This is a genomic window from Pseudomonas sp. 13B_3.2_Bac1 (assembly GCF_025466205.1).
GTDB lineage: Bacteria > Pseudomonadota > Gammaproteobacteria > Pseudomonadales > Pseudomonadaceae > Aquipseudomonas > Aquipseudomonas fluorescens_H.
In genome coordinates this window covers 1-24844 of record NZ_JANLOG010000080.1, presented here as the reverse complement: position 1 = coordinate 24844, position 24844 = coordinate 1, and the positions used below count along the sequence as shown (strand labels likewise).

The 24844-nt window shown below is 61.0% G+C and carries 29 protein-coding genes; 13 read left to right on the top strand and 16 right to left on the bottom strand.

Annotation, left to right across the window (positions count from 1 at the left end):
- Window positions 1-19: 19 nt before the first annotated feature.
- On the bottom strand, window positions 20-688 hold the full coding sequence (locus NTD85_RS13580; RefSeq protein ID WP_262142400.1) for an HAD-IA family hydrolase: 669 nt from the start codon (window positions 686-688) through the stop codon (window positions 20-22).
- 78 nt (window positions 689-766) lie between these two features.
- Window positions 767-1180: a response regulator gene (locus tag NTD85_RS13575; RefSeq protein ID WP_003223923.1), complete on the bottom strand. Its 414-nt coding sequence runs from the start codon at window positions 1178-1180 to the stop codon at window positions 767-769.
- 199 nt (window positions 1181-1379) lie between these two features.
- Here NTD85_RS13575 and NTD85_RS13570 point away from each other — a divergent pair, with 199 nt between their 5' ends.
- Window positions 1380-2321, top strand: a complete 942-nt coding sequence (locus tag NTD85_RS13570; RefSeq protein WP_262142399.1) for a class I SAM-dependent methyltransferase — start codon at window positions 1380-1382, stop codon at window positions 2319-2321.
- A 127-nt stretch (window positions 2322-2448) separates the two neighbouring features.
- On the opposite strand, the gene NTD85_RS13565 is transcribed toward NTD85_RS13570, so the two are convergent.
- Complete coding sequence (locus NTD85_RS13565; protein WP_262142398.1) at window positions 2449-3228, bottom strand: helix-turn-helix transcriptional regulator; 780 nt, start codon at window positions 3226-3228, stop codon at window positions 2449-2451.
- Between the two features lie 111 nt (window positions 3229-3339).
- Here NTD85_RS13565 and NTD85_RS13560 point away from each other — a divergent pair, with 111 nt between their 5' ends.
- Complete coding sequence (locus NTD85_RS13560; protein WP_003223916.1) at window positions 3340-4455, top strand: polyamine ABC transporter substrate-binding protein; 1116 nt, start codon at window positions 3340-3342, stop codon at window positions 4453-4455.
- A 173-nt stretch (window positions 4456-4628) separates the two neighbouring features.
- Window positions 4629-5747, top strand: a complete 1119-nt coding sequence (locus NTD85_RS13555) for a P1 family peptidase (RefSeq protein ID WP_262142397.1) — start codon at window positions 4629-4631, stop codon at window positions 5745-5747.
- A 98-nt stretch (window positions 5748-5845) separates the two neighbouring features.
- On the opposite strand, the gene NTD85_RS13550 is transcribed toward NTD85_RS13555, so the two are convergent.
- The gene (locus NTD85_RS13550) at window positions 5846-6433 is read right to left on the bottom strand and encodes an NAD(P)H-dependent oxidoreductase (RefSeq protein WP_262142396.1); all 588 of its coding nucleotides are present in this window, start codon (window positions 6431-6433) and stop codon (window positions 5846-5848) included.
- An 86-nt stretch (window positions 6434-6519) separates the two neighbouring features.
- On the opposite strand from NTD85_RS13550, the gene NTD85_RS13545 reads away from it, so the two are divergent.
- Window positions 6520-7158, top strand: a complete 639-nt coding sequence (locus NTD85_RS13545; RefSeq protein ID WP_262142395.1) for a TetR/AcrR family transcriptional regulator — start codon at window positions 6520-6522, stop codon at window positions 7156-7158.
- A 192-nt stretch (window positions 7159-7350) separates the two neighbouring features.
- Here the strand turns inward: NTD85_RS13545 and NTD85_RS13540 are convergent, their stop codons facing one another.
- Window positions 7351-8037, bottom strand: a complete 687-nt coding sequence (locus tag NTD85_RS13540; protein ID WP_262142394.1) for a GNAT family N-acetyltransferase — start codon at window positions 8035-8037, stop codon at window positions 7351-7353.
- 194 nt (window positions 8038-8231) lie between these two features.
- Between NTD85_RS13540 and NTD85_RS13535 the strand changes: the two genes are divergently transcribed.
- Window positions 8232-8555: a YXWGXW repeat-containing protein gene (locus NTD85_RS13535; RefSeq protein WP_097088058.1), complete on the top strand. Its 324-nt coding sequence runs from the start codon at window positions 8232-8234 to the stop codon at window positions 8553-8555.
- Window positions 8556-8596: 41 nt separating this feature from the next.
- The gene (locus tag NTD85_RS13530) at window positions 8597-8809 is read left to right on the top strand and encodes a YXWGXW repeat-containing protein (protein ID WP_003223909.1); all 213 of its coding nucleotides are present in this window, start codon (window positions 8597-8599) and stop codon (window positions 8807-8809) included.
- Between the two features lie 15 nt (window positions 8810-8824).
- Here NTD85_RS13530 and NTD85_RS13525 read toward each other — a convergent pair whose 3' ends face one another.
- Together NTD85_RS13525 and NTD85_RS13520 are read right to left on the bottom strand one after the other, a co-directional pair.
- The gene (locus tag NTD85_RS13525) at window positions 8825-9385 is read right to left on the bottom strand and encodes a YceI family protein (RefSeq protein WP_103484943.1); all 561 of its coding nucleotides are present in this window, start codon (window positions 9383-9385) and stop codon (window positions 8825-8827) included.
- A gap of 98 nt (window positions 9386-9483) precedes the next feature.
- Window positions 9484-10842 (bottom strand): MATE family efflux transporter, encoded by a 1359-nt coding sequence (locus NTD85_RS13520; RefSeq protein ID WP_262142393.1) that lies wholly within the window; start codon window positions 10840-10842, stop codon window positions 9484-9486.
- 126 nt (window positions 10843-10968) lie between these two features.
- Here NTD85_RS13520 and NTD85_RS13515 point away from each other — a divergent pair, with 126 nt between their 5' ends.
- Together NTD85_RS13515 and NTD85_RS13510 are read left to right on the top strand one after the other, a co-directional pair.
- Window positions 10969-11538 carry a chorismate mutase gene (locus NTD85_RS13515; RefSeq protein WP_262142392.1) on the top strand — a complete coding sequence of 190 codons (570 nt, stop codon included), beginning with the start codon at window positions 10969-10971 and terminating at the stop codon, window positions 11536-11538.
- A gap of 124 nt (window positions 11539-11662) precedes the next feature.
- Entirely contained in the window at window positions 11663-11986 is a 324-nt protein-coding gene (locus NTD85_RS13510) for a hypothetical protein (RefSeq protein ID WP_262142391.1), read from the top strand.
- A 65-nt stretch (window positions 11987-12051) separates the two neighbouring features.
- On the opposite strand, the gene NTD85_RS13505 is transcribed toward NTD85_RS13510, so the two are convergent.
- From NTD85_RS13505 to NTD85_RS13495, 3 genes are all read right to left on the bottom strand, one after another.
- Window positions 12052-12387, bottom strand: a complete 336-nt coding sequence (locus tag NTD85_RS13505; RefSeq protein ID WP_103486103.1) for a hypothetical protein — start codon at window positions 12385-12387, stop codon at window positions 12052-12054.
- Window positions 12388-12551: 164 nt separating this feature from the next.
- Entirely contained in the window at window positions 12552-13637 is a 1086-nt protein-coding gene (locus NTD85_RS13500; RefSeq protein WP_201137987.1) for a polyamine ABC transporter substrate-binding protein, read from the bottom strand.
- A 51-nt stretch (window positions 13638-13688) separates the two neighbouring features.
- Window positions 13689-14990 carry an NAD(P)/FAD-dependent oxidoreductase gene (locus NTD85_RS13495; RefSeq protein ID WP_262142390.1) on the bottom strand — a complete coding sequence of 434 codons (1302 nt, stop codon included), beginning with the start codon at window positions 14988-14990 and terminating at the stop codon, window positions 13689-13691.
- Window positions 14991-15150: 160 nt separating this feature from the next.
- Here NTD85_RS13495 and NTD85_RS13490 point away from each other — a divergent pair, with 160 nt between their 5' ends.
- Window positions 15151-16035: a LysR substrate-binding domain-containing protein gene (locus NTD85_RS13490; RefSeq protein WP_262142389.1), complete on the top strand. Its 885-nt coding sequence runs from the start codon at window positions 15151-15153 to the stop codon at window positions 16033-16035.
- On the opposite strand, the gene NTD85_RS13485 is transcribed toward NTD85_RS13490, so the two are convergent.
- Both NTD85_RS13485 and NTD85_RS13480 read right to left on the bottom strand, forming a co-directional pair.
- On the bottom strand, window positions 16032-16418 hold the full coding sequence (locus tag NTD85_RS13485) for a cytochrome c family protein (RefSeq protein WP_262142401.1): 387 nt from the start codon (window positions 16416-16418) through the stop codon (window positions 16032-16034). The two genes, NTD85_RS13490 and NTD85_RS13485, sit on opposite strands and share 4 nt — an antisense overlap.
- A 161-nt stretch (window positions 16419-16579) precedes the next feature.
- On the bottom strand, window positions 16580-17911 hold the full coding sequence (locus NTD85_RS13480; RefSeq protein WP_262142388.1) for a PLP-dependent aminotransferase family protein: 1332 nt from the start codon (window positions 17909-17911) through the stop codon (window positions 16580-16582).
- Window positions 17912-18002: 91 nt separating this feature from the next.
- On the opposite strand from NTD85_RS13480, the gene NTD85_RS13475 reads away from it, so the two are divergent.
- The gene (locus NTD85_RS13475) at window positions 18003-18896 is read left to right on the top strand and encodes a DMT family transporter (RefSeq protein ID WP_262142387.1); all 894 of its coding nucleotides are present in this window, start codon (window positions 18003-18005) and stop codon (window positions 18894-18896) included.
- Between the two features lie 114 nt (window positions 18897-19010).
- Here NTD85_RS13475 and NTD85_RS13470 read toward each other — a convergent pair whose 3' ends face one another.
- Window positions 19011-20456, bottom strand: coding sequence for a SulP family inorganic anion transporter (locus NTD85_RS13470; RefSeq protein ID WP_262142386.1), 1446 nt, complete (start codon window positions 20454-20456; stop codon window positions 19011-19013).
- 162 nt (window positions 20457-20618) lie between these two features.
- Here NTD85_RS13470 and NTD85_RS13465 point away from each other — a divergent pair, with 162 nt between their 5' ends.
- Together NTD85_RS13465 and NTD85_RS13460 are read left to right on the top strand one after the other, a co-directional pair.
- Window positions 20619-20909, top strand: a complete 291-nt coding sequence (locus tag NTD85_RS13465; protein ID WP_003223884.1) for a hypothetical protein — start codon at window positions 20619-20621, stop codon at window positions 20907-20909.
- 83 nt (window positions 20910-20992) lie between these two features.
- Window positions 20993-21538, top strand: a complete 546-nt coding sequence (locus NTD85_RS13460) for a hypothetical protein (protein WP_003223882.1) — start codon at window positions 20993-20995, stop codon at window positions 21536-21538.
- 41 nt (window positions 21539-21579) lie between these two features.
- Here NTD85_RS13460 and NTD85_RS13455 read toward each other — a convergent pair whose 3' ends face one another.
- Window positions 21580-22215 (bottom strand): hypothetical protein, encoded by a 636-nt coding sequence (locus NTD85_RS13455; RefSeq protein ID WP_003223880.1) that lies wholly within the window; start codon window positions 22213-22215, stop codon window positions 21580-21582.
- A gap of 128 nt (window positions 22216-22343) precedes the next feature.
- Window positions 22344-22802, bottom strand: coding sequence for a GNAT family N-acetyltransferase (locus NTD85_RS13450; protein ID WP_262142385.1), 459 nt, complete (start codon window positions 22800-22802; stop codon window positions 22344-22346).
- 141 nt (window positions 22803-22943) lie between these two features.
- On the opposite strand from NTD85_RS13450, the gene NTD85_RS13445 reads away from it, so the two are divergent.
- Window positions 22944-23585, top strand: coding sequence for a TetR/AcrR family transcriptional regulator (locus NTD85_RS13445; RefSeq protein WP_262142384.1), 642 nt, complete (start codon window positions 22944-22946; stop codon window positions 23583-23585).
- A gap of 60 nt (window positions 23586-23645) precedes the next feature.
- Here NTD85_RS13445 and NTD85_RS13440 read toward each other — a convergent pair whose 3' ends face one another.
- Window positions 23646-24665: a hypothetical protein gene (locus tag NTD85_RS13440; protein WP_262142383.1), complete on the bottom strand. Its 1020-nt coding sequence runs from the start codon at window positions 24663-24665 to the stop codon at window positions 23646-23648.
- Window positions 24666-24844: the final 179 nt, after the last annotated feature.

The window sequence follows — 24844 nt, the reverse complement described above, 5'->3', positions numbered from 1 at the left end:
ACAGGGGGACTGTGTTATGTCAGGTTATTTGCAGGTGTAATTGACCGTCACTGTCGACAGCGATGCTCAGCGACTTATAACTGGCGAGGGTCGCGTGGCGGGTCTCGAGCGGATGCTGGTGCGTCGTGGTGACGATCATCAGTGCCGCCCCGGCAGCTTCAGCGGCCTGAATACCAACGGTGGCGTCTTCGAAAACCAGGCAATCAGCGGGCTCAAGCCCGAGGCGTTTCGCTGCTAGACGATAACCGGCCGGATCCGGCTTGCCGGCCGTCACATCCTCAGCCGTGATCATCACCGCAGGCCGGGGAATCCCCGCCGCCGCCATTCGCCGCAACGCCAGATCCCGTGGTGCCGAGGTCACCATCGCCCAGCGCTCCCTTGGCAAGGCATCGAGAAACGCCACTGCTCCGGGAATCGGCACAATGCCATCGACATCATCGATTTCTGCTTGGGCGATGAACGCGGCTTGCGCCTCGGCGTCCACACCCGGCAGGTTCAGCCGGCGGACGGTGTCGATGGCGCGGGCACCGTGAATGGTCGGCAGGAAAGTCTCGACATCAACTCCGTGGCGCTCAGCCCACGCCGCCCAGACTCGCTCGGCAGCAGCGATGGAATTGAGGACGGTGCCGTCCATGTCGAACAGGAACGCGCCGAACGCGCGATCGAAGACGTTATCGTGAGCAGACAAAAGATCGCATCCTTTGACAAGACTGGGCGGATTGGCCGGGCAATGTAGCATTTTTGCCCGGCGATTCGACCCGCCGCTTCAATGCAGACGCGGCGCCTTGGACTTGAACGCGCTGTCGACGCAGTCGAGCAACTGGCCGATGGCCCAAGGCTTTTTGATGAACGCCACCGGATGCTTGACCCCGGAAGTCTCGGGGGTTTCATAACCGGACATGACCATCACCGGTTTGTCCGGCCAGCGCTCGCCGACCAGATTGGCCAGCCCCGCCCCATTGATTTCACCGGGCATGGTGATATCGGTGAGCAGCAGCGCCACTTCGGGCGCGTGCTTTTCCAGATACAGCTTGGCTGCATCCGCGCTGGTTTGCGGCTCGACCTTGAAACCTTCCTCCTGAAGAATTTCGCAGAGAAACTCCAGAATCAACGGGTCATCCTCAACCACCAGAATCAACCCGTCAGGAAGGTGCGCGCTCGCCGTCGGTGTTGGACTCATGAACTGGCACTCCCTGAATTGCATTAACGATTTAGCGGCTTGTTTCCGCTGCTTATCTGGTATGAGCGGCGCGCCCTGCATAAATTCATTTTTGATACAGGTCTTTTCTTAACAGGCATTATCCGCCGTTGGCGACGGGCGTTCGCCAGGCGGTTTTTGTGGTTAAAATGCCGGCCCTTTTGCTTGCCGACCGTGACTGATGAACCCTGAAGCCCTCGCCACCCTCCGCGCCCATCTGCTGCCTGCACTGGCAGCCGCACCGAGCGAAACCCGTCGCCTGTTCCATGGGCGCGGGCGCTGCTGGCCGGGGCTGGAGCAAGTGACGGTGGACTGGCTGCAAGGCGTGGTGCTGGTCTCGCTGTTCAAGGAGCCTGCGCCGGAACAGCTCGAAGCGCTCAAGCAATTGCTGCTCGACCTCAGCACCTCGACCGAATGGCAACAGTCCGGCGCCCACACCCTGCTGGTGCAACATCGGTATTTGCCGCAGAGCACCGCCGAATGGTTGCTTGGGGATGAAATCGACGAGATGAGCATCGTCGAGGGCGGCTTGCAGTACCGCGTCGATCTGGGACGCAAGCAGAACGCCGGGCTGTTTCTCGACATGCGCTACGGGCGCAACTGGGTGCGTGAGCAGGCGGCTGGCAAGCGCGTACTGAACCTGTTCGCCTACACCTGTGGGTTTTCCGTGGCGGCCATCGAAGGCGGCGCCAGCCATGTGGTCAACCTCGACATGTCCCGCGCCGCGCTGAGCCGGGGCCGTGACAATCACCGGTTGAACGGGCATGACCTGAGCAAAGTGAGTTTCCTCGGCCACGACCTGTTCAAGTCATGGGGCAAAGTGATCAACAGCGGCCCGTACGACCTGGTGATCATCGATCCGCCGTCGTTCCAGAAAGGCAGTTTCCTGCTGACCAAGGACTACCAGCGCGTGCTGCGCCGCTTGCCGGAATTGCTCACGGCGCACGGCACGGTGCTGGCGTGCATGAATGATCCGTCGTTTGGTTCGGACTTTTTGATCGATGGCGTGACCCAGGAAGCGCCGAGTCTGCGCTTTGAGCAGCGGCTGGAGAATCCGCCGGAGTTTCCGGATATTGATCCTGAGAGCGGTCTTAAGGCGCTCGTCTTCAAACGCACAGATTGACCTGGCACCCCGATAGCCCATGTGGGAGCGAGCCTGCTCGCGAATGCGGTGTGTCAGCCAGGATTTCATCAACTGACAGAATGCTTTCGCGAGCAGGCTCGCTCCTACAGGGGGGATTTGTGGTGGTTCAGGAGGTATGTGGACGGAGCACCAGCGCGAACAACTCGCCATGCCCGTTCACATTGAGCTTGTGATAAAGATTGCGCCGATGCACCTTCACCGTCTCCGGCGATATGCCCATCTGCTGGGCGATGGCCTTGCTGGAGAAGCCCTGCAGAATCAGCCGCGCAGTGTCGACTTCACGGGCGGTCAGGCGCGCATCGAAGCGATCGAGCAGCGTCGCCAGATCCCCCGCCACCGGCTCGGCGCCCGTCCCTTGCGGCGGCAACAGCTGCACGTGTCGGCGCATCGCCGCCAGCACCCAGTCGCGCACACACAGCAGACGGCCCTGCTCCGCCAGATCGAAAGCCGTCGAGCGTCCGAGTGACAGGCCAAGCACGCCGCCCTCGATGTTGATCATGAACTGCAACTCGTCCTCACCGACCACCGAGCGAAAATAGCTCTGGTAATACTCGCTGTGCAGAAACTGATCCGGCGCCACCGAGGCCAGGCTATGCAGGCCGTCGGCGATCCCGGTCGAGGCGGTTTGATAAAACGGATCGAGCAGGTACATCCCGGCGCTGTAACTGGCCAGTTCTTCCTGCTCGTCGGCGCGGCCCTTGCTGTCGAAGTCGATCAGCAATCGCGGTGCCTGCCCCGCCTTCATCAGCGCCACCAGCGCGTTGTCCAGCGGCACCAGCAACCGCAGCGTGTCGACCAGCGCGCGCCAGAAACCATCCTGGCCGACGGCGGCAAACACCCGCGCCAAGCTTTGATGCACCGGCAACTCCTGCAACAACGCGTCCACGCACTACCCCTTTTGAGTAACCCATGATGGGAATGGGTCAGGCGTGCCCGGCCCGATAGCCTGAGCACTCCCGATCATCACCGGCCTGCCGCAGGCCAGGAGTGCCGCATCATGCGTTGTCGTCGTGGCTATATCAACTTGGGCATCAACCTAGGCCTGCTCGCCTGTATCGGCGGCATCTGCGCCGCCAATGCCGCCGACGCGCCGAGCGTGCACGTTTACAACTGGTACGACTACATCGGTCCGACGACCCTGGCTGACTTCAAGCGCGACAGCGGTATTCAGCCGGTTTACGACACCTTCGACAGCGCCGAAGTGCTCGAAGGCAAACTGCTGACCAGCCGCAGCGGTTACGACGTGGTGGTGGCGAGCAACTTCAGCCTGCCGACGCTGATCAAGGCCGGCGCCCTCGCCCCGCTGCCGCGCGATCAACTGCCGGGCTGGAAGAATCTGGACAGCGATCTGCTGAGCAAACTGGCCAACAACGACCCCGGCAATCAATACGCCGTGCCGTATCTATGGGGCACCAACGGTATCGGCTACAACGTCGACAAAGTGCGCGCCGCACTCGGCGACAAGGCGCCGCTGGATTCGTGGGATCTGGTGTTCAAGGAAGAGAACCTCGCCAAGCTCGGCCAGTGCGGGGTGGCGATGCTCGATTCACCGTCGGAGATGCTCCCGGTGGCCCTGCACTACCTGGGATTGCCGCCCAACAGCACCAACCCCGAGGACTACCAGAAAGCCGAAGCGCTGCTGCTCAAATTGCGCCCGCATATCGCCTACTTCAACTCGTCGAAATTCATCAGTGACCTGTCCAACGGCAACATTTGTGTGGCGGTGGGCTGGTCCGGGGCGATGCTCGAAGCCAAGACCAACGCCGAGCAGGCGCACAACGGCGTGAAGATCGCCTATAGCCTGCCCAAGGAAGGCGCGCCGGTGTGGTTCGACACGCTGGTGCTGCTCAAGGACGCGCCGAACCGCGCTCAGGGTCTGGCGTTCATCGACTACCTGCTGCGCCCGGAAGTGATCGCGCCGGTCAGTGATCACCTGTCGTACCCCAACGGCAACCGCGCCGCGACGCCACTGGTGGCCGAGGCCACGCGGGATAACCCGGCGGTGTATCCGTCGGCGGCGGCGATGGCCACCTTGTACACCCTGGAACCGCTGCCGAAAGCCACCGAGCGCGTGCGCACGCGGGTGTGGAGCAAGGTCAAGAACGGCCAGTAAACCCATCTGCAAACAACACAAAACCTGTGGGAGCGTGGCTTGCCCGCGATGACGGTGTGTCAGGCGACACATGCATTGGCTGGACGGACGCCTTCGCGGGCAAGCCACGCTCCCACAGGGTTTTGTGTTCAGCCCCGCTCATTCATTTCTGCCTTGTTATAGAGAGACAATCCATGAAACCCCGTGCCCGTGACCTCAACATCCGTATCGGCCAACTGCAACCCGGCCCACTCAACGCCATCACCGACGTCCCCGGCGTGCGCGTCGGCCACAGCAACGTGCGTGGCCGCAGCGCGGCCGGGTGTGACATCTGCACCGGCGTTACCGTGATCGAGCCGCGTCGCGGTTCGACCAACCAGCAACCGTGCTTCGCCGGGGTGCATGTGCTCAATGGCAATGGCGATGCCACCGGTCTTGAGTGGATTCGCGAGGCCGGGCTGCTGACCAGTCCCATCGCCTTCACTAACACCCACAGCCTCGGCGTGGTGCGCGATGCGTTGATTGCGCTGGATCGCCAGCAGCAACCGGACGACGGACGCCTTTACTGGAACATGCCGGTGGTGCTGGAGACCTTCGATGGCTTGCTCAATGACATCAATGGTTTTCACGTCAAGCCCGAGCATGTTGCCGAGGCGCTGGATTCGGCGCATGACGGCGCCGTCGAAGAAGGCGCCGTCGGTGGCGGCAGCGGCATGATCTGCCATGAATTCAAGGGCGGCATTGGCAGCGCGTCACGGCGGTTGAGCAGCGCTCAGGGCGGCTGGACGGTGGGCGCGATCGTGCAGGCCAACCACGGCATTCGCAGCGAGTTGCGGGTCGACGGTTATCCGGTGGGCCGCTACATGGAGCAGGTGGATTCGCCGTTCCTGCGTGCTTCGCTGCCGCATCCTGGCATGGGGTCGATCGTGGTCTGCCTGGCCACCGACGCACCGCTGCTGCCGCATCAATGCACGCGTCTCGCGCAACGCGCCAGCCTCGGTCTGGCGCGCAGCGGCGGTGGTAACGAAGACCACAGCGGCGACATTTTCATTGCCTTCGCCACCGGCAACGAGCAGGTGCCACCCGCCGCTTACGAGGGCAAAGGCGCGCCAACCTGCGACGGCTTGCGCATGGTCAACAACGACCACATCAGCGAACTGTTCCTCGCGGCTACCGAGGCGGTCGAAGAAGCGATCATCAATGCTCTGCTCGCCAGCGAGAGCACCGAGGGCAACGGACATGCGGTGCCGGGGCTCGATAAGGAAACGCTGCTCGCTGCCCTCGCCAGAGCCGGCTGGCCCGGATCACGCTGACAACACCTGTAGGAGCTGCGGCACGCTGCGATCTTTTGATTTTCTAAAAACAAGATCAAAAGATCGCAGCCTTCGGCAGCTCCTACAGGAGGTGCGGCTCAGGTGAACATCTGGGCGCCGATATGTCGCGCCGTTTGCAGATGCTCCTGCGGATCACGCACCTCCGACTCCACCATCAGCGTCGAACTCACCACCGTCGCCCCGCTGTAATCGAAAATCCCGTGTTCGATCTGCGCCTTCATCGCCGGGCAATAACCGTGACGTTCGTAAGCGCGTTCATCGGCCCCTGCAAGGCCGACCAGATGCACGCGCAGGCGCTGCAGCTTCTTCACATGCTGGAGGTCGCCAGCGAAATCAAACGCCCAACCGTTGCTGAACACCCGATCGATCCAGCCCTTGAGCAGCGCCGGCATCGACCACCAGTAGACCGGGAACACCAGCACCAGCGCATCGGCGCGATCAATCCGCGCCTGTTCAGCCAGCACGTCGTCTGGCGGCTGCGCCTCACGGTGATGCACGGCGAAATCCGCCGCGCCGAAAACCGGCTGGAAACCTTCCGCGTACAAATCGGCAATTTCACTGGTATTGGTCGAATCGGCGCGGGTCAGGCCCTCAGCAATTTGTGTCGCCACGCTGTGGGTCAGCGAACGCGGCTCGTGATGCGCCACAACAATCAATGCATGCATGGGAATTCTCCTGTAAGTTTGCGCAGACCAAGGGCTATATACTCTTGGTAAGTTACGAACAGTAAGTTACGTTTGGTATATAAGCGATGTCAACCACAGAAATCTCCGAAGCCGATTCTCCTGCCCAACCGCGCCGACGCTTGTCGCGGGAAGATCGCAATCGTCAATTGCTCGATGTCGCCTGGCAGATCATCCGCGCCGAGGGCACCGATGCCCTGACCCTGGGCTATCTGGCGGAAAAGGCGGGCGTGACCAAACCGGTGGTCTACGACCACTTCACCACGCGCTCGGGCCTGCTTGCGGCGCTTTACCGGGACTTCGATACGCGCCAGACCGCGGTGATGGACGCTGCCATCGACCAATGTCCGCCGACACTGGCCGCCACCGCGACAGTGATCGCCACGGCGTACGTCGATTGCGTGTTATTGCAGGGCAATGAGATTCCGGGGGTGATTGCCGCGCTGGGCAGCACGCCGGAGCTGGAGAAAATCAAACGCGATTACGAGGCGATCTTCCTCGAAAAATGTCGTAGCGTGCTACAACCGCTTGCCGCTGGCGGCGAAATCACTCAGGCCGCTTTGCGCGCCATGCTCGGTGCCGCCGAAGCCCTGTCGAATGCTGCCGCGAGCGCAGAAATCAGTGCAGAGCAAGCGAAGGACGAATTGTTCGCCACCATCATTGCGATGGTGGAACGGGCCGCCGCCCGTGCGACTAGCGGTACTTGAGTCAAAGCCGGCACGTTCCCATGATGAGGGTACGCAGGTGCTTCACTCCTGAGCGCCTGCGTAGGGAACGGGTGTTCTGAACCCCCAATCAAGCCCGTCTCCTTGTTCATGCGCAACTTGAGCCTCGTGGGCTCTACTTCTCCCCATCAAAGAGCTTCGAGGCTCTTTTTTTGTCTGTTTTTTGCGTCTGTCTCAGTGCAGCGTCAGGCGCTGGCGGACAAATTCTTCGACGTGGCGGGTGGTCTGATCCAGATGCCGGTCACGCTGCTTCTCGGCGTCGAGCATGGCGCGCTTGCCGTTTTTCTGTAGCAGGTAGGTGTGGATCTGCTGCACTTCCAGCGAGCGGTAGATGGGCGTGGTGTCGATGAAACCGCGCAGGCCATTGCTGCGGTAATGCCGGGTGCTCATCAGCACCTGGGTTTCCCGAGCGCCGATCACTTCGAAACCCTGCGCCTCGAAGTACGGCACCTTGCCGACGCTGCAGGTCAGTTCGGCATGCGGATAACGCGTCACCATCTCGCCGATCATCGCCCGCGCCACGCCCTGGCGCCGATAGCCTTCGCGCACCGCCATGTAGGCGACGCTGCACGCTTCCCAATCGCCCTGCACCGGCAGGTACAAAAGGAAACCGGTGACCCGCTCCGGATCATCCTCGGCCGTCGCCACCAGCAACTCCACCTCAGTGCCCTTGTCACCATTCAACGCTTCCAGATACAGATGCACCTCATAGCCGACCGCGTACTGATAGACGTTGTACAGCAGATTGCTCGGGCCGAGACCGACCGCGCTGATGTCGGTCAGATTGTCGACCACCAGTTGCAGAATCTGGCTGTTGACGCTTTCGGGGCATGGGGATTTGTAGTGGGTGATGCGTGGCATGACAACTGAACTCCGGCGGAAAACCGCGACATCATACCGTGTCCCGACGCCTGCCACCGTCGCAGGAAATACCGAAGCAAGCTGACGGTTGACCTGAAGAAAATTTCATCTGCCAAGGCTCGGATCTTTCGCCGATTTAGCGTCCAATTCTTCAGCTGCGTTCACTTTTTTAACGCAGGCCTTGAGGAGTTCACATGAACGTTTTGCGTTCTCTGTTCAAATGGCGGCAAGCCTTGTTGCTGGTGCCGCTGACCCTGGCAGCGCTGGCCAGCACCCCGGTGTTTGCACAACCCCCGGTTTACATTCAGCAGGCACCGCCGCCGATGCGCATGGAAGTGATGCCCGGCCCGCGCCCCGGTTATGTCTGGGATCAGGGCCATTGGCGCTGGGAAGGACGCGGCTACGTCTGGATGCCCGGTCATTGGCAACCGGTGAGGTATGGCGCGCACTGGCGACCAGGCCACTGGCAGGCGCGCGGGCCTAACTGGTACTGGGTCGAAGGCCACTGGGCCCGTTGAACCCGCTCGGCAACAACAACTCATCTACCGGGAAGACCGCCATGTCGCGAAACCTGAAAACCCTGCTCGTTGCCTCTCTGGTCGCGATCTCCTTGTCCGGCTGCATCGTCGAGCCGGTCCGGCCGCATCGGCCACCGCCGCCGGTGGAAGTCGTGCCGGTCATGCCAGCACCCGGTTATCACTGGGTTGCCGGCCACTATCGCTGGGATGGGCGTGAGTGGCGCTGGGCGCCGGGACACTGGCGCGCGTATTGATCGCCAGCGGTGGCGTCACTGCTGTGGCGCAACCACCTTGAACTTGATCGCGATGTCGTTGGACACCACAGTGTCCGCCCACTCCCCCGCCCCGAGTCCGAACTGGTCACGCTTGAGCACCAGTTCACCGTCGAAAATGCCGATCGAACTGTCCGGTTTAAACTCGACCGGCACCTGCACCTCGCGGGTGATGCCCTTGAGGGTGAGCTGGCCGGCGATCAGATAATGATTGCCCGTGACCCGGGTAAAACGGCTGGACTCGAATACCGCCACGGGAAAGCGCTGCGTATCGAACCACGCCGGTTTCACCAGTTCGGTGTTGGCGTCGGTGCTGCCGGCGTCGATGCTGTTGAGGTCGATGTGCAATGTGGTGTGGGCGCCGGCGAGGTTGTCGCTGTCGAACTGCAGCGTCGCGTCGAACTTGCCGAAGGTGCCGTACATCAGCGAGCCCATCTGGTTGTAGGTGAAACTGATCTGGCTGGCGGTGGTGTTGACACGGTTGTATTCAGCGGCCTGCGCTGCGCTCGTGGCACACAGGCAGGCAAACAGGGCCACAGCGGTGAATCGGGCACGCATGGGATTCTCCGGACAGGGCAAACCTTCAAGGCCTCGACTGACTTAAGCAAACAACCCGCGGATGCGCCATGTCATTTGTCTGCCAGTGTGGTTCGGGCTCAGACCAGCCGCTCGATCTTCTGATGCTGCCAGACCAGTTTGTAATACAGCGTCTGCAACACCAGCATGCCCAGATACGCCACCGGAAACGCCATCCACACCCCCTGCAAACCGTACTGCCCATCCAGCCAGTAAGCCGCCGGTAACTGCACGCCAACCACACAGATAATCGCAATGGCCACCGGCACCAGCACCGTGCCACTGGCACGCATGATCCCGCCGATGATCGCCTGAAAACCAAACACCAGCAGGCTCCAGAGCATGATGTGCAGCAAATGTTCGGCCATCACTCGGGTCGAATCCTCGGTCAGGAACAACCCCAGCAGCCAGTGCGACAACAGGTAACCGAGCACGATCAAGCCACCGGTCAGGCACACGTTGATCAGCAGCCCGGTGCGCAGAATCGGCCCCATGCGCTGCTGTTGCCCGGCACCGATGGCCTGCGCGCCGAGGATCGACGCGGTGATCGCAATCGACAGCGCCGGAAACTGCACGTAGTTGACGATCTGCGTGACCGCGCCATACGCCGCCGTCGCCTGGGAACCGTGCTGATTCACCAGCGCCAGGATCACCAGCTCCGACAGCGACAGCACAATCATCTGCACCCCGGTCGGCAGACCGATACGCAGCACCTTGCCCAGAATCGCCCCGTCCAGCCGCAGTGCCGCGAAGAACTCGCGGTCTGGGGCCAGCGGATGGTTCTTGCGAATCAGCCGCCAGGCCAGCCACGCCATCGCCGACAGGTTACCGGCCAGACCGGCGAAGGCGGCGCTCTGGATTCCCAATTGAGGCAAACCGAACCAGCCACGAATCAACGCCGGGGTCAGCGCCAGCCCGACCGAGGTCGACACGATCAGCGCCAACAGTGGTGACACGGTGTCACTGACCCCGCGCAGCAACTGCGTGAACAGCACAAACACCAGCATCGACGGCAGAATCCACATCATCACGTGTGCATACGCCACCGCATCATCCAGCACATCCGCGGGCGTCCCCAGCCCCTGCAACGCCTGCCGCGCAAACACACTGCCCAGCACCGCCGCGAGCAAGCCGATCAACACCCCCAGCAACAGCGTTGCCCCGGCGATCGCCTTGACCATGTGCGCCTCACGTGCGCCCCACGCCTGACCGATCAACACCCCGGCCCCCGCGCCCAGACCGATCACCAGCGCGATGAAGAAAAAGATGATCGGAAACATCCCCGACACCGCCGCCAACGCCTGAGTGCCGAGCATCTGTCCGATGTAGATGCTGTTGATCGTGCCCGACATCGATTGCAGGAAGTTCGACAGCACCATCGGCGCGAGGAACAGCAGGTAGGTTTGCCAGAGGGGTTTGGTGGTGGCAGGGGTTTGCATTGAGGATCCGTCTCGGGGTGGGAGATGCGATGGATATTACGCTAGATGCGCGGGTTAAAGTCAGTCGACATGACCTCGGCACAAGGCTTAAATGGCGGCACTCTTTTCATTGGATCGCGCCTTGCCATGCCTCTTCTGCGAAATGCTCTGACATGTTCCGTGCTGGTTGTTTTCAGCCACATCGCTGGTGCCGCCGAAGCCCCCGCTCCCGCCGAGGCGTTGCGCCCCTTGCTGGCGACATTGAACGAGCGCCTGAACATCGGCGATCTGGTAGCGCTGACCAAATGGGACAGCGGCAAGCCGATTCAGGACAGCCCGCGCGAAGCTCAGGTCATCGCCAATGCCCGCACCTTGGCAACCGAACACCAGCTCGACCCCGAAGACGTTGCGCAGTTGATCGCGGCGCAAATGGAGGCCAACAAATTGGTGCAGTATGGATTGCTCGCACAATGGCAAACGGCCGGTGTGGCGCCGGACACTCCGCGTCCGGATCTGGCCAGGCAAATTCGTCCGCGCCTGGACGAGTTGCAGACCCGCCTGCTGCGCCAGTACGCCGACTTCGCGCCGTATCGCCGCGCCCCGAATTGCCCGGCCTTGCTGGCCCAGGCTCGCCAGGGTCTGACCCACGACGCACTGCACGATCTGGCCCTGACCCGCGCCACCGGAGAGCTGTGCATTCGCGCGGAACATCTCTAGAACAGGGGGTCGGGCACACATCGCTGGCGTCGATAGTCACCATCACGTCAATGAAGTTCTCATAAAAACTCCGCGGCGTAACATCCGCTCCATACCAACCCAATACACCCCGGAGCACACGATCATGAAACGCCAAACCATCCTCGGCATCGCTTTCTCGGTTCTCGCAGTTAACGCTTTTGCAGCAACGCCCGCTCACACCCTGGTCGCTGAAGGCGGCTCGGACAAGTTGATTGAAAGCCGTTTGGCTGAAGGTGGTTCTGAACGTCTGCTGGAACGCCGCGTGGCTGAAGGTGGCTCGGATCGTCTGCTGGAACGTCGCGTGGCCGAAGGTGGCTCGGATCGTCTGCTGGAACGCCGCGTGGCCGAAGGTGGCTCGGATCGTCTGCTGGAACGCCGCGTGGCCGAAGGTGGTGCGGATCGTTTGAACGAGCGCCGCGTCGCCTGAATCGACGCCCCCAGCCCATAAAAAAGCCCGGCCTGATCAGCCGGGCTTTTGCGTTCAACCGCGGTTTACTGCGCGGTTTTCAGCTTGATCACATCACCGGAAATCTTGGTGGTGTAGCCGCTCAGAACCCATGCCCAGAACCAGTTTTCCTGAACTTGGGTATTGATCATGGCATCGCCGCCCTTGGCTTTGATGGCCGCAGTCTGCGCGCGCACGAAGCGGTTGTTCTGTTGGATCGGGATTACGCCGAACAGCATCAGACCGGTGGCGGTAGCTTCACTGTGGCCAATCACGGTGTATTGACTGCTGTCATATTGCTTGGTGTTCATCGGGGTGCCGGTGCAACCTGCCAGAACCACACCGAACAGTGCGGCGGCGACTACTTTGCTCAGATATTTCACTGCAAACTCCATGGGTGTTAGCCCGGGATCCATCTCTCGGGCGGCGCACACTCTACCGGAGGCAGTGGCTTTTTAGTATCAACCCCGACAAGTTTCATGAAGTGTGTCTGACACATACTCCGTGCAGGCGCTGGCGCCATCGCCCCTGCACAGGGTGGTTGCCATCAGGTGTTGGTTTTCAATTTCGTCCACAACCGCGTCGACAACCGCGCAATCGCCGCCGGCAGCTCTTCCACGGTGAACAACCGTTGCATCACGTCCTTGGGCGGGTAGATGGCCGGATCCTGCTTCACGTCCGCGTTGAGGTATTGATCAGCCGCCGCATTGGGATTGGCGTAATGAATGCTGTTGCTGATGTTGGCCACCACTTTGGGGTCAAGCAGGTAGTTCATGTAGGCGTAACCGTTCTTTTCATGCGGCGCGTTTTTGGGCATGACCACCATGTCGAACCACAGCGTCGTGCCTTCTTTCGGGATCGAGTAGGCGATGTTGATGCCATTCCTGGCGTCCTTCGCGCTGGCCGCGGCCTGGACGATGTCACCATTGAAGCCGATCACCGCGCAGACGTTGCCGTTGGCCAGGTCGCTGATGTACTTCGAGGCGTGGAAGTACTGAATGTACGGACGAATCTTCAGCAGCGCCTGTTCGGCTTGTTTGTAATCCGCCGGTTCGTGACTGTGGGCTGGCAAGTGCAGGTAGTTGAGCGTGATCGGCAGCACCTGGGTCGGGTTGTCGATGAACGCCACGCCACACTGGCTCAGCTTCTTGATGTTTTCTTCCTTGAAGAAAAAGTCCCATGACTGCGTGACATCGGTGTTGCCGAAAATCGCCTTGATCTTCTCGACGTTGTAACCGATACCGGCCGTGCCCCACATGTAGGGGTAACCGTACTGATTGCCGGGATCGTTGACTTCAAGTTTTTGCAGCAGTACCGGGTCGAGGTTCTTCCAGTTCGGCAGCTGCGACCGGTCGAGTTTCTGAATCGCGCCGGCCTTGATCAGTCGCGACAGAAAGTGGTTCGACGGGCTGACCACGTCATAACCGGTGTTGCCGGTCATCAACTTCGATTCCAGCACTTCGTTGCTGTCGTGAATGTCGTAGGTGGTCTTGATCCCCGTGGCCTGGGTGAAATTGGCCAGAGTGTCCGGGGCGATGTAGCTGTTCCAGTTGGAGATGTTGACGGTTTCGTCGGCACAAGCGGCCGTGCTGGCCGCGAGCAGGACTGCCAGGGAAAGTGGGTTGATGCGCATGGTCTGTCACCTGTGTTGAGTGGCTTTTGTTGTTGTGCGATAGGCGAAACTTCAGATTTCTGTTCTGGCCCTGACTGCCTCCACGCGCATGCGAAGCATGGCACCGATGTCGAAAAAAGGTCGCGGCGGCAGCCAGCCGGGGTCGGCCCGTTGCATCACCGATTGCAGCAATGGTGAGTCGACGCCGGACGCCAGTTCCGCCAGCAAGCGTCCCCACAGCGTGCCGCGCGCCACCCCGGAACCATTGCAACCGGCGACGGCAAACACGCCCTCTTCCACCTTTTGAAAAAACGCCTGACCGCTGCGGGTCGCACTCAGGTGGCCGGTCCAGGTGTACTGGATGTCTTGCGCGCCGAGAAACGGAAAGCGTCGTTGCAGACCACGCACATGATGCTCGCGGCGCAGCACCAATTCGCTTTCAGACAAATCGCGCGTGCGGTATTCGGCGGTGTTGCGGATCATCACCCGGCGGTCCGGGGTCAGGCGCACCGTGGCGCCCAGCGGCCGGGTCGACAGCACGCCCCACGGCTCAACGGCGCCGATGGCCTGAAATTCTTCATCGCTGAGCGGCCGGGTGAGACTGGCGCTGAGTTCCATCGGGAAAGTCGCACTGTCATGAATGCCGACCCGGGGAATGAATGCGTTCAGACACACCAGCACCCGTTTGGCCTCGACGCTGCCACTCACCGCGCTGGCTCGCAGCCGGCCGTGGCTCATGCGCGCCAGACTGATGATGTCGGTGTGTTCGTAAACGCTGACATTTCCCGGCAGCGCATTGAAAAGGCCCTTCACGTATTTGGCCGGTTGCAACAGCGCATTGCCGTTGCCGCACCAGATCCCCGCCGCGTAATGCCGGGTGCCGAGTTTCTGCGCCAGCGCATCGCCCTGGAGAAATTCTGCGCGGGCGCCGAGGGCGCGCAAGGTCGCCAGTTTGGCGTCGACATGGCTGAGCTTGGCGGCGTCGCTGACGGCGAAGAAATAACCGTTGTCGCGAAAGTCGCAGTCGATGGCATGTTGCGCGACGGTCTGGCGCACCGCGTCGCTGGCGGCACGGGAAATCGCCGTGTCGATTTCGAACCCGGCAAAGCCTGGCGCGCCGAGTAATTCACTGTCGGCCGGATGCTCGTGGGCCACGACAAACCCCGAGTTGCGTGCCGAAGCACCTTGCGCCGCACGCTGGCGGTCAACCACCACGATGCGCGCCTGTGGGTGCATTTGTGCCAGGTTGTGCGCGGCGCTGAGGCCGGTAATGCCGCCGCCGATCACCAGCCAATCGGCTTGTTGCGCACCGCTCAGGCGACCGCGCTGCGGCGAGCTGCCGGCCTGGGCGATCCAGCCACATACGTTTTCCATTGCTGACCTCATTCGACTGTCGTTGCACGGCTTGCCTTTCACCTTTGCTCATGCGTGAATCGCATGGAAAAAGCGTAAAGTTCGCCGCCAGAGCTAAAATCTATAAGGTCTTGGCTGGCCCAACCAACGTTATAAAATCATCGAGCCATTCTGAAAACGCATGGATAAAATCCGCCACGTACCGTCCCTGCAGGCCATGCAGACGCTGGTTGAAGTCGCCCGTTGCGCCAGCTTCACCCAGGCCGCGCAACAGCTGTGCCTGACCCAAAGCGCGGTGAGCCGGCAGATCCAGCAACTGGAAAACCATTTCAACGTTGCGCTTTTCATCAGAACCAGTCGCAGCCTGCGCCTGACCCCGGAAGGCGAACAGGTACTGGCCAGCGCCGTCAGCATTCTCGAACAATTGAAAACCCTCGAAGAACGCCTCGTTCCGCAGCAACGCCCGTTCCGCATTCGTATGCATGTGTCACTGGCGGTGCGCTGGCTGCTGCCCAAACTCAACGACTTCTACCTCAGCCACCCCGAGGTCTCGCTGGCGATAGAAACCGTTGCCACCGAGGTGGTTGAACCGGCCAGTGACAGCGACGCCTACATTCTTTATCTGCCGCAGCCAACCAGTGACGCAGACTGCCTGACGCTGTTTGAGGAAACGCTGGTGCCCGTGTGTGCGCCGAGCCTGCCGCAGGCGCCTCGATCAGTCGCGGAGTTGCAGCGCTTTGCGTTGCTGCATCGCTCTGCCGATCGCCAGGCGTGGATCGAATGGCTGGCGGCCAATGGCGGCAAGCCACTGGAAAGTTACCGGCACATTCCGTTCAACCTCGATGAGCTGGCACTGGATGCGGCGGCGCGAGGCTTGGGCGTTGCGGTGACGGACATGACGCTCGCGGCAGAGTCCATCGAGCGCGGGGTGTTGGTGGTGCCGTTCGGACCACCGCTGAAAACGGGCGGGATTTACGCGTTTTGCCTGCAACCGGCAGCGGCTTCGCATGCGGCGTGCACGTTGGTCATGCAGTGGTTCGCCGCGCAGGCCGAGCAAAACATTTAGTTGGAGAATTGCTGCAGATACGCCAGCAAATTATCGATCTTCTCCTCGTCACTCAGCCCCCAGAAAATCATCCGCGTGCCTGGCACCACGCCCTTTGGATCTTTCAGATACGCAGTCAGCGTTTCGCGATCCCAAGTCTTGCCGGAATTTTTCATCGCGTCGGAATACACGTAATTGGCCGAGGTCCCGGCCGGCCGACCGATGATGCCGTTGAGTTGCGGGCCGAACCCCGGGCGCGCATCTGGGCCGACCTGGTGGCAGCCGCCGCACAGGCGCGGGAAGATCTTTTCGCCGGCTGCCGGATCGCCTGCGGCGCGGGCAGTTGAGCTGAACAGAATGGCGGTTGCGGTGAGGGCAAGAAACAGTGCAACGGTGTTTTTCATCGGGCGATCCAGAACGGTGTGATGCAGTTGAGGCAAGGCTAACACTTTGTGGCGAGGGAGCTTGCTCCCGCAGGCCTATGCAGCAGGCTCGTCGTAGGGGGCGCTTCGCACCCAGCGCGAGCAAGCTCCCTCGCCACAGGTTTTTTCACAGCAGGTGCTTTTTACAGGTAAGCGCCGATGACCTTTCTGACGGTGATCAATGCCTGACGCAGGACATCCATCGGCACCGACCCCAACGCCAGCCGAATCGCATGCGGCACATGCGCCGATACGGCGAACGGCTCGGCGGTGGTCACCGAAATCTGCTGGTGCATCAACTCCACCACAATCTGATCGGCGCGTACGTCTTCCGGCAGTGGCAGCCACAGGAAATATGAAGATGGATGACCGATGCAGGTCAGCCCTTGCAGCAACTCGGCGGCCAGGGTTTGCCGGGCCTTGGCGTCGTCGCGTTTTTGTTGTTCGAGCAGGGTGACAGTGCCGTCGTCGAGCCAGCCGCAAGCCATCGCGGTCATCACGCCGGGGGTGTTCCAGGTGGTGGCGCGAATGATCCGTTCCAGCGCCGGCACCGTGTGCAGCGGCGCAGCAATGAAACCGACACGCAGCCCAGTGGCAATGTTCTTCGAAAGTCCCGAGACGTACACCGTGCGCTCCGGTGCCATGTCGACCAGGGTACGCGGTGGGTTTTCCACCAGAAAGGCGTAGGCCGCGTCCTCGATGAGCGTCAGATCATGCCGTCGGGCGAGCGCGACCAATTGCTCGCGCTGCTCGATCGGCGTCACCCAACCCAATGGATTGTGCAGCGTCGGCATGCTGTACACGGCCCGCACCGAGCGGCTGCGACATAGCTTTTCCAGTGCCACCAAGTCCGGCCCGTGATCACCGGGCGGGATCGCCACCACTTCCAGATGCAGCGCTTCGGCCAACACCTTGAAGCCGGAATAGGTCAGTGCATCCGCTGCAATCACATCACCGGGCTTGAGCAACGCCATCAGCGTCACCGCCAACCCTTGCTGGGCACCGTTGACGATCAGCACTTGCGCGGCATCGACCTGCACCCCGCGATCCTGCAAATGCCGCGCAATCGAGGCGCGCTCATGCGGGCGCCCGGCGTGGGGCTGGTAACGCAGCAAGGCTTCCAGATCACCGGACAGGGCCAGTTGGCGTAACGCCGTGCGCAACAGATCGGCCTGACCGGGCAACGATGGATAGTTGAAATTGAGGTCGATCATGCCGACCGCCACGTCTTTCTGGTCGATGCCCTGCCCCGGCGACAACGAGGTTTCGCGCACAAACGTCCCGCGCCCGGTTTCGCCGCTGACCAGCCCCATCGCCTCAAGCTCGGCGTACACCCGCGACGCGGTAACCAGTGCCAGGCCTTCGTTGGCCGCCAGTTCCCGGTGGGTGGGCAGTCGCGTTCCGGGCGCCAGACGCCCCGCGCGAATGTCAGCGGCATAGGCGTCAACGAGGGTTTTGTAGCGCGAGCGCGGCATGCTGGATGTATCCATGACAATTATTTGATTGTGCTGATTCTCGGCTCCAGGATGGCTCGAAAGCAACCCCACCCTTTGAGCGCGACCTTCTATGGAACGGACTTCGAACCCGGTTAACCCGGCCCTGGGAAAAACCAGTGGCTGGATCAATGGCTTTATCGGCGTGGTGATCTTCAGCGGATCACTCCCGGCCACGCGTCTGGCGGTGCTGGAATTCGATCCGGTGTTTCTCACCGTGGCGCGCGCGGCCATTGCCGGGGTGCTGGCGGTGGTTCTGCTGTGGCTGTTTCGCGAACGGCGTCCGGCACGCGATCAGTGGTGGTCGTTGTTGGTTGTGGCGTTGGGTGTGGTGCTGGGTTTTCCACTGCTGACAGCATTGGCGCTGCAACACGTGACGTCGGCGCATTCGATTGTGTTTGTAGGATTGCTGCCACTGGCGACGGCGATTTTTGCCGTGCTGCGCGGCGGCGAGCGCCCGCGACCGGTGTTCTGGTTTTTTTCGATTCTGGGCAGCGCGTTGGTCGTCGGCTTTGCTCTGTCACAGGGGCTGACCGCTTCGCCCACCGGCGACCTACTGATGCTCGCCGCTATTCTGGCCTGTGGCCTGGGTTACGCCGAAGGCGCGAAACTGTCGCGAGTCCTCGGCGGCTGGCAGGTGATTTGCTGGGCGCTGGTGTTGTCACTGCCGGTGATGGCCTTGCTCAGCCTGTACCTGGCGCCCGCCTCGTTCAGCCACATCAGCCTGTCGGCCTGGATGTGCCTGGCGTATGTGGCGCTGTTCAGCATGCTGATCGGCTTTGTGTTCTGGTACCGCGGTCTGGCCCAGGGCGAGATCGCGGCGGTCGGCCAACTGCAATTGCTGCAGCCGTTTTTCGGTCTGGCACTGGCGGCGACGTTGCTGCATGAACAGGTGAGTGTGGGGATGCTGGCGGTGACGTTGGGGGTGATTCTGTGCGTGGCCGGGGCGAAGAAGTTCGCCGGGTAGCTATGTTTGGAATCTCATCTGTGGGAGCGGGCTTGCTCGCGAAAGCGGAGGATCAGTCAACCTCACCGCTGGCTGACATTCCGCCTTCGCGAGCAAGCCCGCTCCCACACTTGATCAGTGGTGTTCGACGCCGGCGCGTTTCAACAGCTTCTTGCAGCGCTCGGACAGATGAAACACCTGCAATTCCTTCCCGGCCTTGGCGTAACGCTCACGCAAGGTCTTCAACGCGGCAATCGCCGAATAATCAACGAAGCTCAAATGCCGGCAATCCAGGGTCACACGGGCCGGGTCATTGGCCGGGTCGAACTGGTTGAGGAACGGCGTGGTCGAGGCGAAAAACAGCGTGCCGTGCAGGCGGTAGAGTTTGCTGCCGTCGGCTTCCAGATGCTCATCGGCGTACAACTCACGGGCCTGCTGCCACGCGAAGTTCAGCGCGGCGATGATGATCCCGCACAGCACGGCAGTGGCCAGATCGGTGAACACGGTGATGGTGGTCACGGCGATGATCACCAGCACATCGTTAAGCGGCACTTTGTTCAATACCCGCAACGACGCCCAAGCGAAGGTTTGCTGCGAGACCACGAACATCACCCCCACCAGCGCCGCCAGCGGAATGCGCTCGATCAGCGGCGACAGAAACAGGATAAACAACAGAATCAACCCACCCGCTACCACACCGGACAAACGCCCGCGCCCGCCGGAGCTGAGGTTGATCACGGTCTGGCCGATCATCGCGCAACCACCCATGCCACCGAACGCGCCGGAGACCACGTTCGCCGCACCCAGGGCGACGCATTCGCGATCCGGGTAACCACGGGTTTCGGTGATTTCGTCGGTGAGGTTCAGGGTCAACAGGGTTTCCAGCAGCCCTACCAACGCCATCAGAATCGCGTATGGGGCGATGATGCGCAGGGTCTCCAGGTTCCACGGGATGTCCGGCAGCGCGAAGCTCGGCAGACCGCCGGCGATGTGCGCCATGTCGCCGAGGGTGCGCGTTGGCAGGCCGAACAGGTAGACCAGCAGGCCCACGCCGAGGATCGCCACCAGTGCCGGCGGCACCGCGCGGGTCAGGCGCGGCAGAATGTAGACGATGGCCATGGTCAACAGCACCAGCCCGGTCATCAGGTACAGCGGCGTGCCGCTGAGCCAGTGTTCGCCGCTCTTGAAATGCTCCAGTTGCGCCAGCGCGATGATGATCGCCAGGCCGTTGACGAAGCCGAGCATCACCGGGTGCGGCACCATGCGCACCAGTTTGCCCAGCCGCAGCAATCCGAACGCCATCATGATCAGACCGCCGAGCAACACCGTCGCGAGCAGGTATTGCACGCCGTGCTGCACCACCAGCGCGACGATCACCACCGCCATCGAGCCTGCCGCCCCGGAGACCATCCCCGGCCGCCCGCCAAACAATGCGGTCAGCGTGCAAATGATGAAGGCGCCGTACAGGCCCATCAGCGGATTGAGGTGGGCCACCAGCGCAAACGCAATGCATTCGGGCAACAGGGCAAACGAGGTGGTGAGTCCGGCCAGGACATCGGCGCGCAGACGTTGTGGTTTCATGGCTTACCTGACTAAACGACCTGAGAGCGTGGCCGAGGGTGTTCGCGGGAGTAAAAGAGGGTTGCGGATGTTACGGAATTGTCCGGGATCGGGCCAGTGATCGCTGACACGTGTAGCCGTGCGATTTATCCTGACGCGCTTATGCCTCCACCGAGTATGACCATGACTGCATTGCTGACCGCCCGCGACGTTTGCCAGCGCTTGCGCGAGGCTGCGCTGGGTGTGCTGATGTTCAACCGATTAGAGGCGTCCGGTGCTGCCGGACTGGTTGCGGTCGATATCGAGGGCTGGCGCCTATTGCTGGATGTTGAGGGTGGGCGCTTGCATCACTGTGAACATTGCCGCTGCCCGGATGGCCGCGAATGGCATTTCAATAGCCGTTACGGCACCGACCCGGTGAATCTGCTCAGTACCTGGGAACTGGCGCAGATCGAAAATCTGTTGAAGCCCTGAGCACCTCACGGACAAAGTCGATTGCCCAATGATGGCACTCTGCCCATAATTCGCTCCCCTTATTCCTCACGCAAGGAAACGCCGTGAAAAAGTCTCTGTTGTTGATCCCGATGCTGGCAGTGCTGCTGCAAGGTTGTGGCATGACCATGACCCGCTACGAGCCGAGCTTCGAAAACGTTCAAAAGCTCAAGCAGACTCCGCCCCTGCATGCTGTCAGCAATCCGCAGGTGACTGCCGAATCCGGCGAAGGTTCGCTGACAGTTCGAGCCAATCCGGTGCGCTCGCCGTCCGGCAGCATCCCGGCGCACATCCAGGACGCGATCACTGAAGAACTGCGCAAGGCCGGCCTGCTTGATCCGCAAGCTCAGCGTCAGCTGAAAGTGCTGGTGGTGAAGAACAATCTGTCGGCCGGCATGGGCACGGGCGAAGGCCAACTCGCGGCACGCTTCACCCTGCTCAATGGCCAGAATGTGGTCTACGACGCGACCAAGAATGTCAGCAGCCAGTGGAGCAGCAGCTTCTTCGGTTTCATCGCGATTCCGAATGCGGTCAACGCCTATAACCCGATGCTGCGCGATCTGCTGAAGGAACTGTACAGCGATCCGCAGTTCATCCAGGCCCTGAAGTAAGGGCAAAAAAAGAGCCGCGATTGCGGCTCTTTTTTTTGGCATCAGGCCCGCGGAGTGCGGGTCTCGAGCGCCGAGTATTTCAGGGTGTTGTTGTCGATCATCTGCTTGAGCAGCGCATTGACCTGACGGGCGAAGGTGTCGTTGACCGCAGCCTTCGGAGTGTTGCCCATCAGCGGAATGAACCAGATACCGATCCAGGTACCGACCGCATCATGGTTGCTCGCGGTGGTCAGGGCCTGGCCTGTGCCGTCGACGGCTTCGAGGCTCATGGTGTACTGATCGGTGCCGTACGCCGGGATCACCATCAGACTGAAACCACTGATGAAGGCCAGCACCATCGAACCGGCATTCGGCGGATGGTTGTACATTTTCAGACGCAGGCTGTAGTCACCCGGCTGCTTCTGGAACTCGTCCAGGGTGACACGACCGAACAGACCCGAATCGGTCAGAATCTTTTGCAGCTCTGGTTTGAGCTGATCTCGCGCTTGCGGCACTTCTACGGCCGAAGTGCTTTTCGGCTCGCCCTGATAGAAGTCGAAGTCCACATACACGTTCGGTTTATTCGCGTAGCTGGCCATCGATGGCAGCTTGACCGGTGCGACTTCGTCTTTGGTGAAACTGGCACAACCACCGAGCGTGAGCACCAGGCCCAGCGCCACGATTTTCCCGAATTGCATGTTGTCTTCCCTATATGAACCGAGCCAAATGATAGCAATGAGCCTCCATTGCGGAGGCGGGGCGGATTCTAGAGAGAGCGGTCGCGTGAGGAAAGGCTGAATCGGAAAATTTACACAAATACCCCCGCTCAGCCCTGCCGCAAATCGAGCACGTAGGTGTAGTAACCGGTATCGCGTACATAACCTAGCGATTCATACAAACCCTGCGCAGTGAAGTTGTCGGTGGCGGTTTCCAGCACCAGCCCCTTGGCGCCGGTTTGCAGCGCAAAGTCCCGCGCCGTGTTCATCAGCAATCTGCCCACTCCACGGCCACGAGCAGCGGGCGCGGTGAACAAATCGCTGAGCAACCAGGTGCGATGGGCATCTATCGAGGAAAACGTCGGATACAGCTGCACGAAACCCAGCGCTTCGGCGTTTTCATCCTGCGCGAGGAAAATTGCCGACTCGTTGCCGGCCATGCGTTCGGCGATGAAGGCGCGCGATTGCGCCAGGTTCGAGGGTTGCTGATAGAAACCGCGATAGGCGTCGAACAGTTTTGCCACCGCCTCCAAATCAGCCGCCGTAGCGCGCAGTATCTTGATCGCCATGCTCCCTCCCCCGTTTTTTGATTATCGAACCAGCATAGCGCTCTCGAACGAGTTAGCTGGCCTCAGCGCTATATAGTTTTGTATATTGCGAAACCGAATTTGCCAGTATCCGCCCATGCCATTCATTCACACCGTGTTCCCATGAGCGCCATTCGCGTACGCAACGAGCAATTGATCCTCGCCGCCGCCAGCGAGGAGTTTGCCGCCAACGGCTTCGACGCCACCCAGACCCGCGACATCGCCGCCCGTGCCGGCGTGCCCAAGGCCAACCTGTATTACTACTTCCAGACCAAGGAAAACCTCTATTCCAAGGTCCTGCTGGGGTTTGTCGAACCGCTGCTGGACGCCTCGGCAGCGCTGCGCGAAAGCGACGATCCGATGATCGGCCTGCGCGCCTACGTCGCCGCGCGCATCCGCATCGCTCGCGAACACCCGGCCATCGCCAAGGTCTTCAGCGGCGAACTGCTACTCGGCGGTCGCCAACTGCCAGACGAGTGCCGCGACCTGCTGCACGCCGAAGCCCGGCGCAACGTCGACTGCCTGCGCAGCTGGATCGAACGCGGCCTCCTGGCCCCTGTGGACCCGGAACACCTGATGCTGTTCATCTGGTCGGCGACCCGCACCTACACCAACATTGGCTGGCAAATGGGCTGCATCACCGGGCGCGCCGTGCCGCAGGATGAGGATTATCAGACGGCGGCGGAGACGATTACGCGGATGGTGCTGGAGGGGGTGGTGTCGGAACCGGTCGCGAGTGCGCGTGGCTGGTTATTTGCGACTTGAATGCAGCGGGGCTGTTGGTCAGCCCCGTCGACATTTCGCAAAAAACCTCGCCGCAGAGAATCAGGGCATGAAATCCAGCGGCAACGTCTCACCGTTCTCTATTCGCTTGTGCCAGGCAAGCAATGCTTCGGGTACACGTTTTTTCCATTGCGGCGCGTTGGTGTAATAGCGGGCACGCAAATTACGCTGCTCATCGAACACCAATAAAACCAGCCATACCCGAGCGTCCGGCGCGCGCATCAGAATGCCTGCATTGGTGTTGGCCAGCCCACGCAACCAGAACTCATCGACCTGAGCATCCGGCACATCGCGGGAAGCATCGGCCGTCACCATCGATCCACTGTTTTGCAACAACGTCTGATAATCGCCTTTGAGCAGAGTGTGTAATAGCTCGTTTTCCTGCTCAGTCCGCGCCACCCCCAGACTAAGCAAGTCGTAATCAATCGACAGTGGCTGTTCCGATGCCACGTAGCGACCGCCGTAGTAAACCCCCATTCCACCGCCGCAGGTAGGGTCTGCACCATCCTGGTCAATGTCCAACAGACCGTTGAATGCGCTGAACTTCAACGAACAGTTATCTTGGGCATAGTGTGCTTCGCTGCCCACAATGTTGGCGACGCCATCCATATCGCCGGAGTTGGCGCCAGCCACGCCTGAAATATCAAAGGCGATATGAGTGGCATCGATACGCTTGGTTTTAACCTCGACCGACGATGATACGCCCCATGGAATGAGTTGCCAGGTCGCATCCCAATTGAAGGGTTTGGCCATGAATTCCAGTGCCTTGAGGCGCATCAGGTATTCCCGGCGCAAACAGGCCACATCCGCAGCACATTGATTGCGTTGCTTTAGCCAGCCTCGCTGATCGGCCTTCAAGGCTTTCGAATCCGCAACTTTCGGCAACGTGGTACGCCACAGCGAGCTCAGTTTTTCATCACGGTTGGAGATGTAGGGATCAGAACAAATGGTTTTTTCAGCCGGGCTGATGGCGCCGGTGCAATCGAAACTGGTGGCATGCGCGGTAGTGGAAAATGCCAGGGATGTCAGCAGCAAGGCGTGGCGGGGTTTGAAAGACAACATCGACAGATTCCATTCTTCGGGGCGCGGGATTATGCCAGTGAAGTGTGGTCAGTGCTGCCGTCTTCGCGAGCAAGCCCGCTCCCACAGGGGACTTATGCTGGACATCGGAATCTGTGAACACCATCAATCAATGTGGGAGCGGGGGGGGGGGGGGGGGCGGGGGGCGCGCCCCCCCCCCC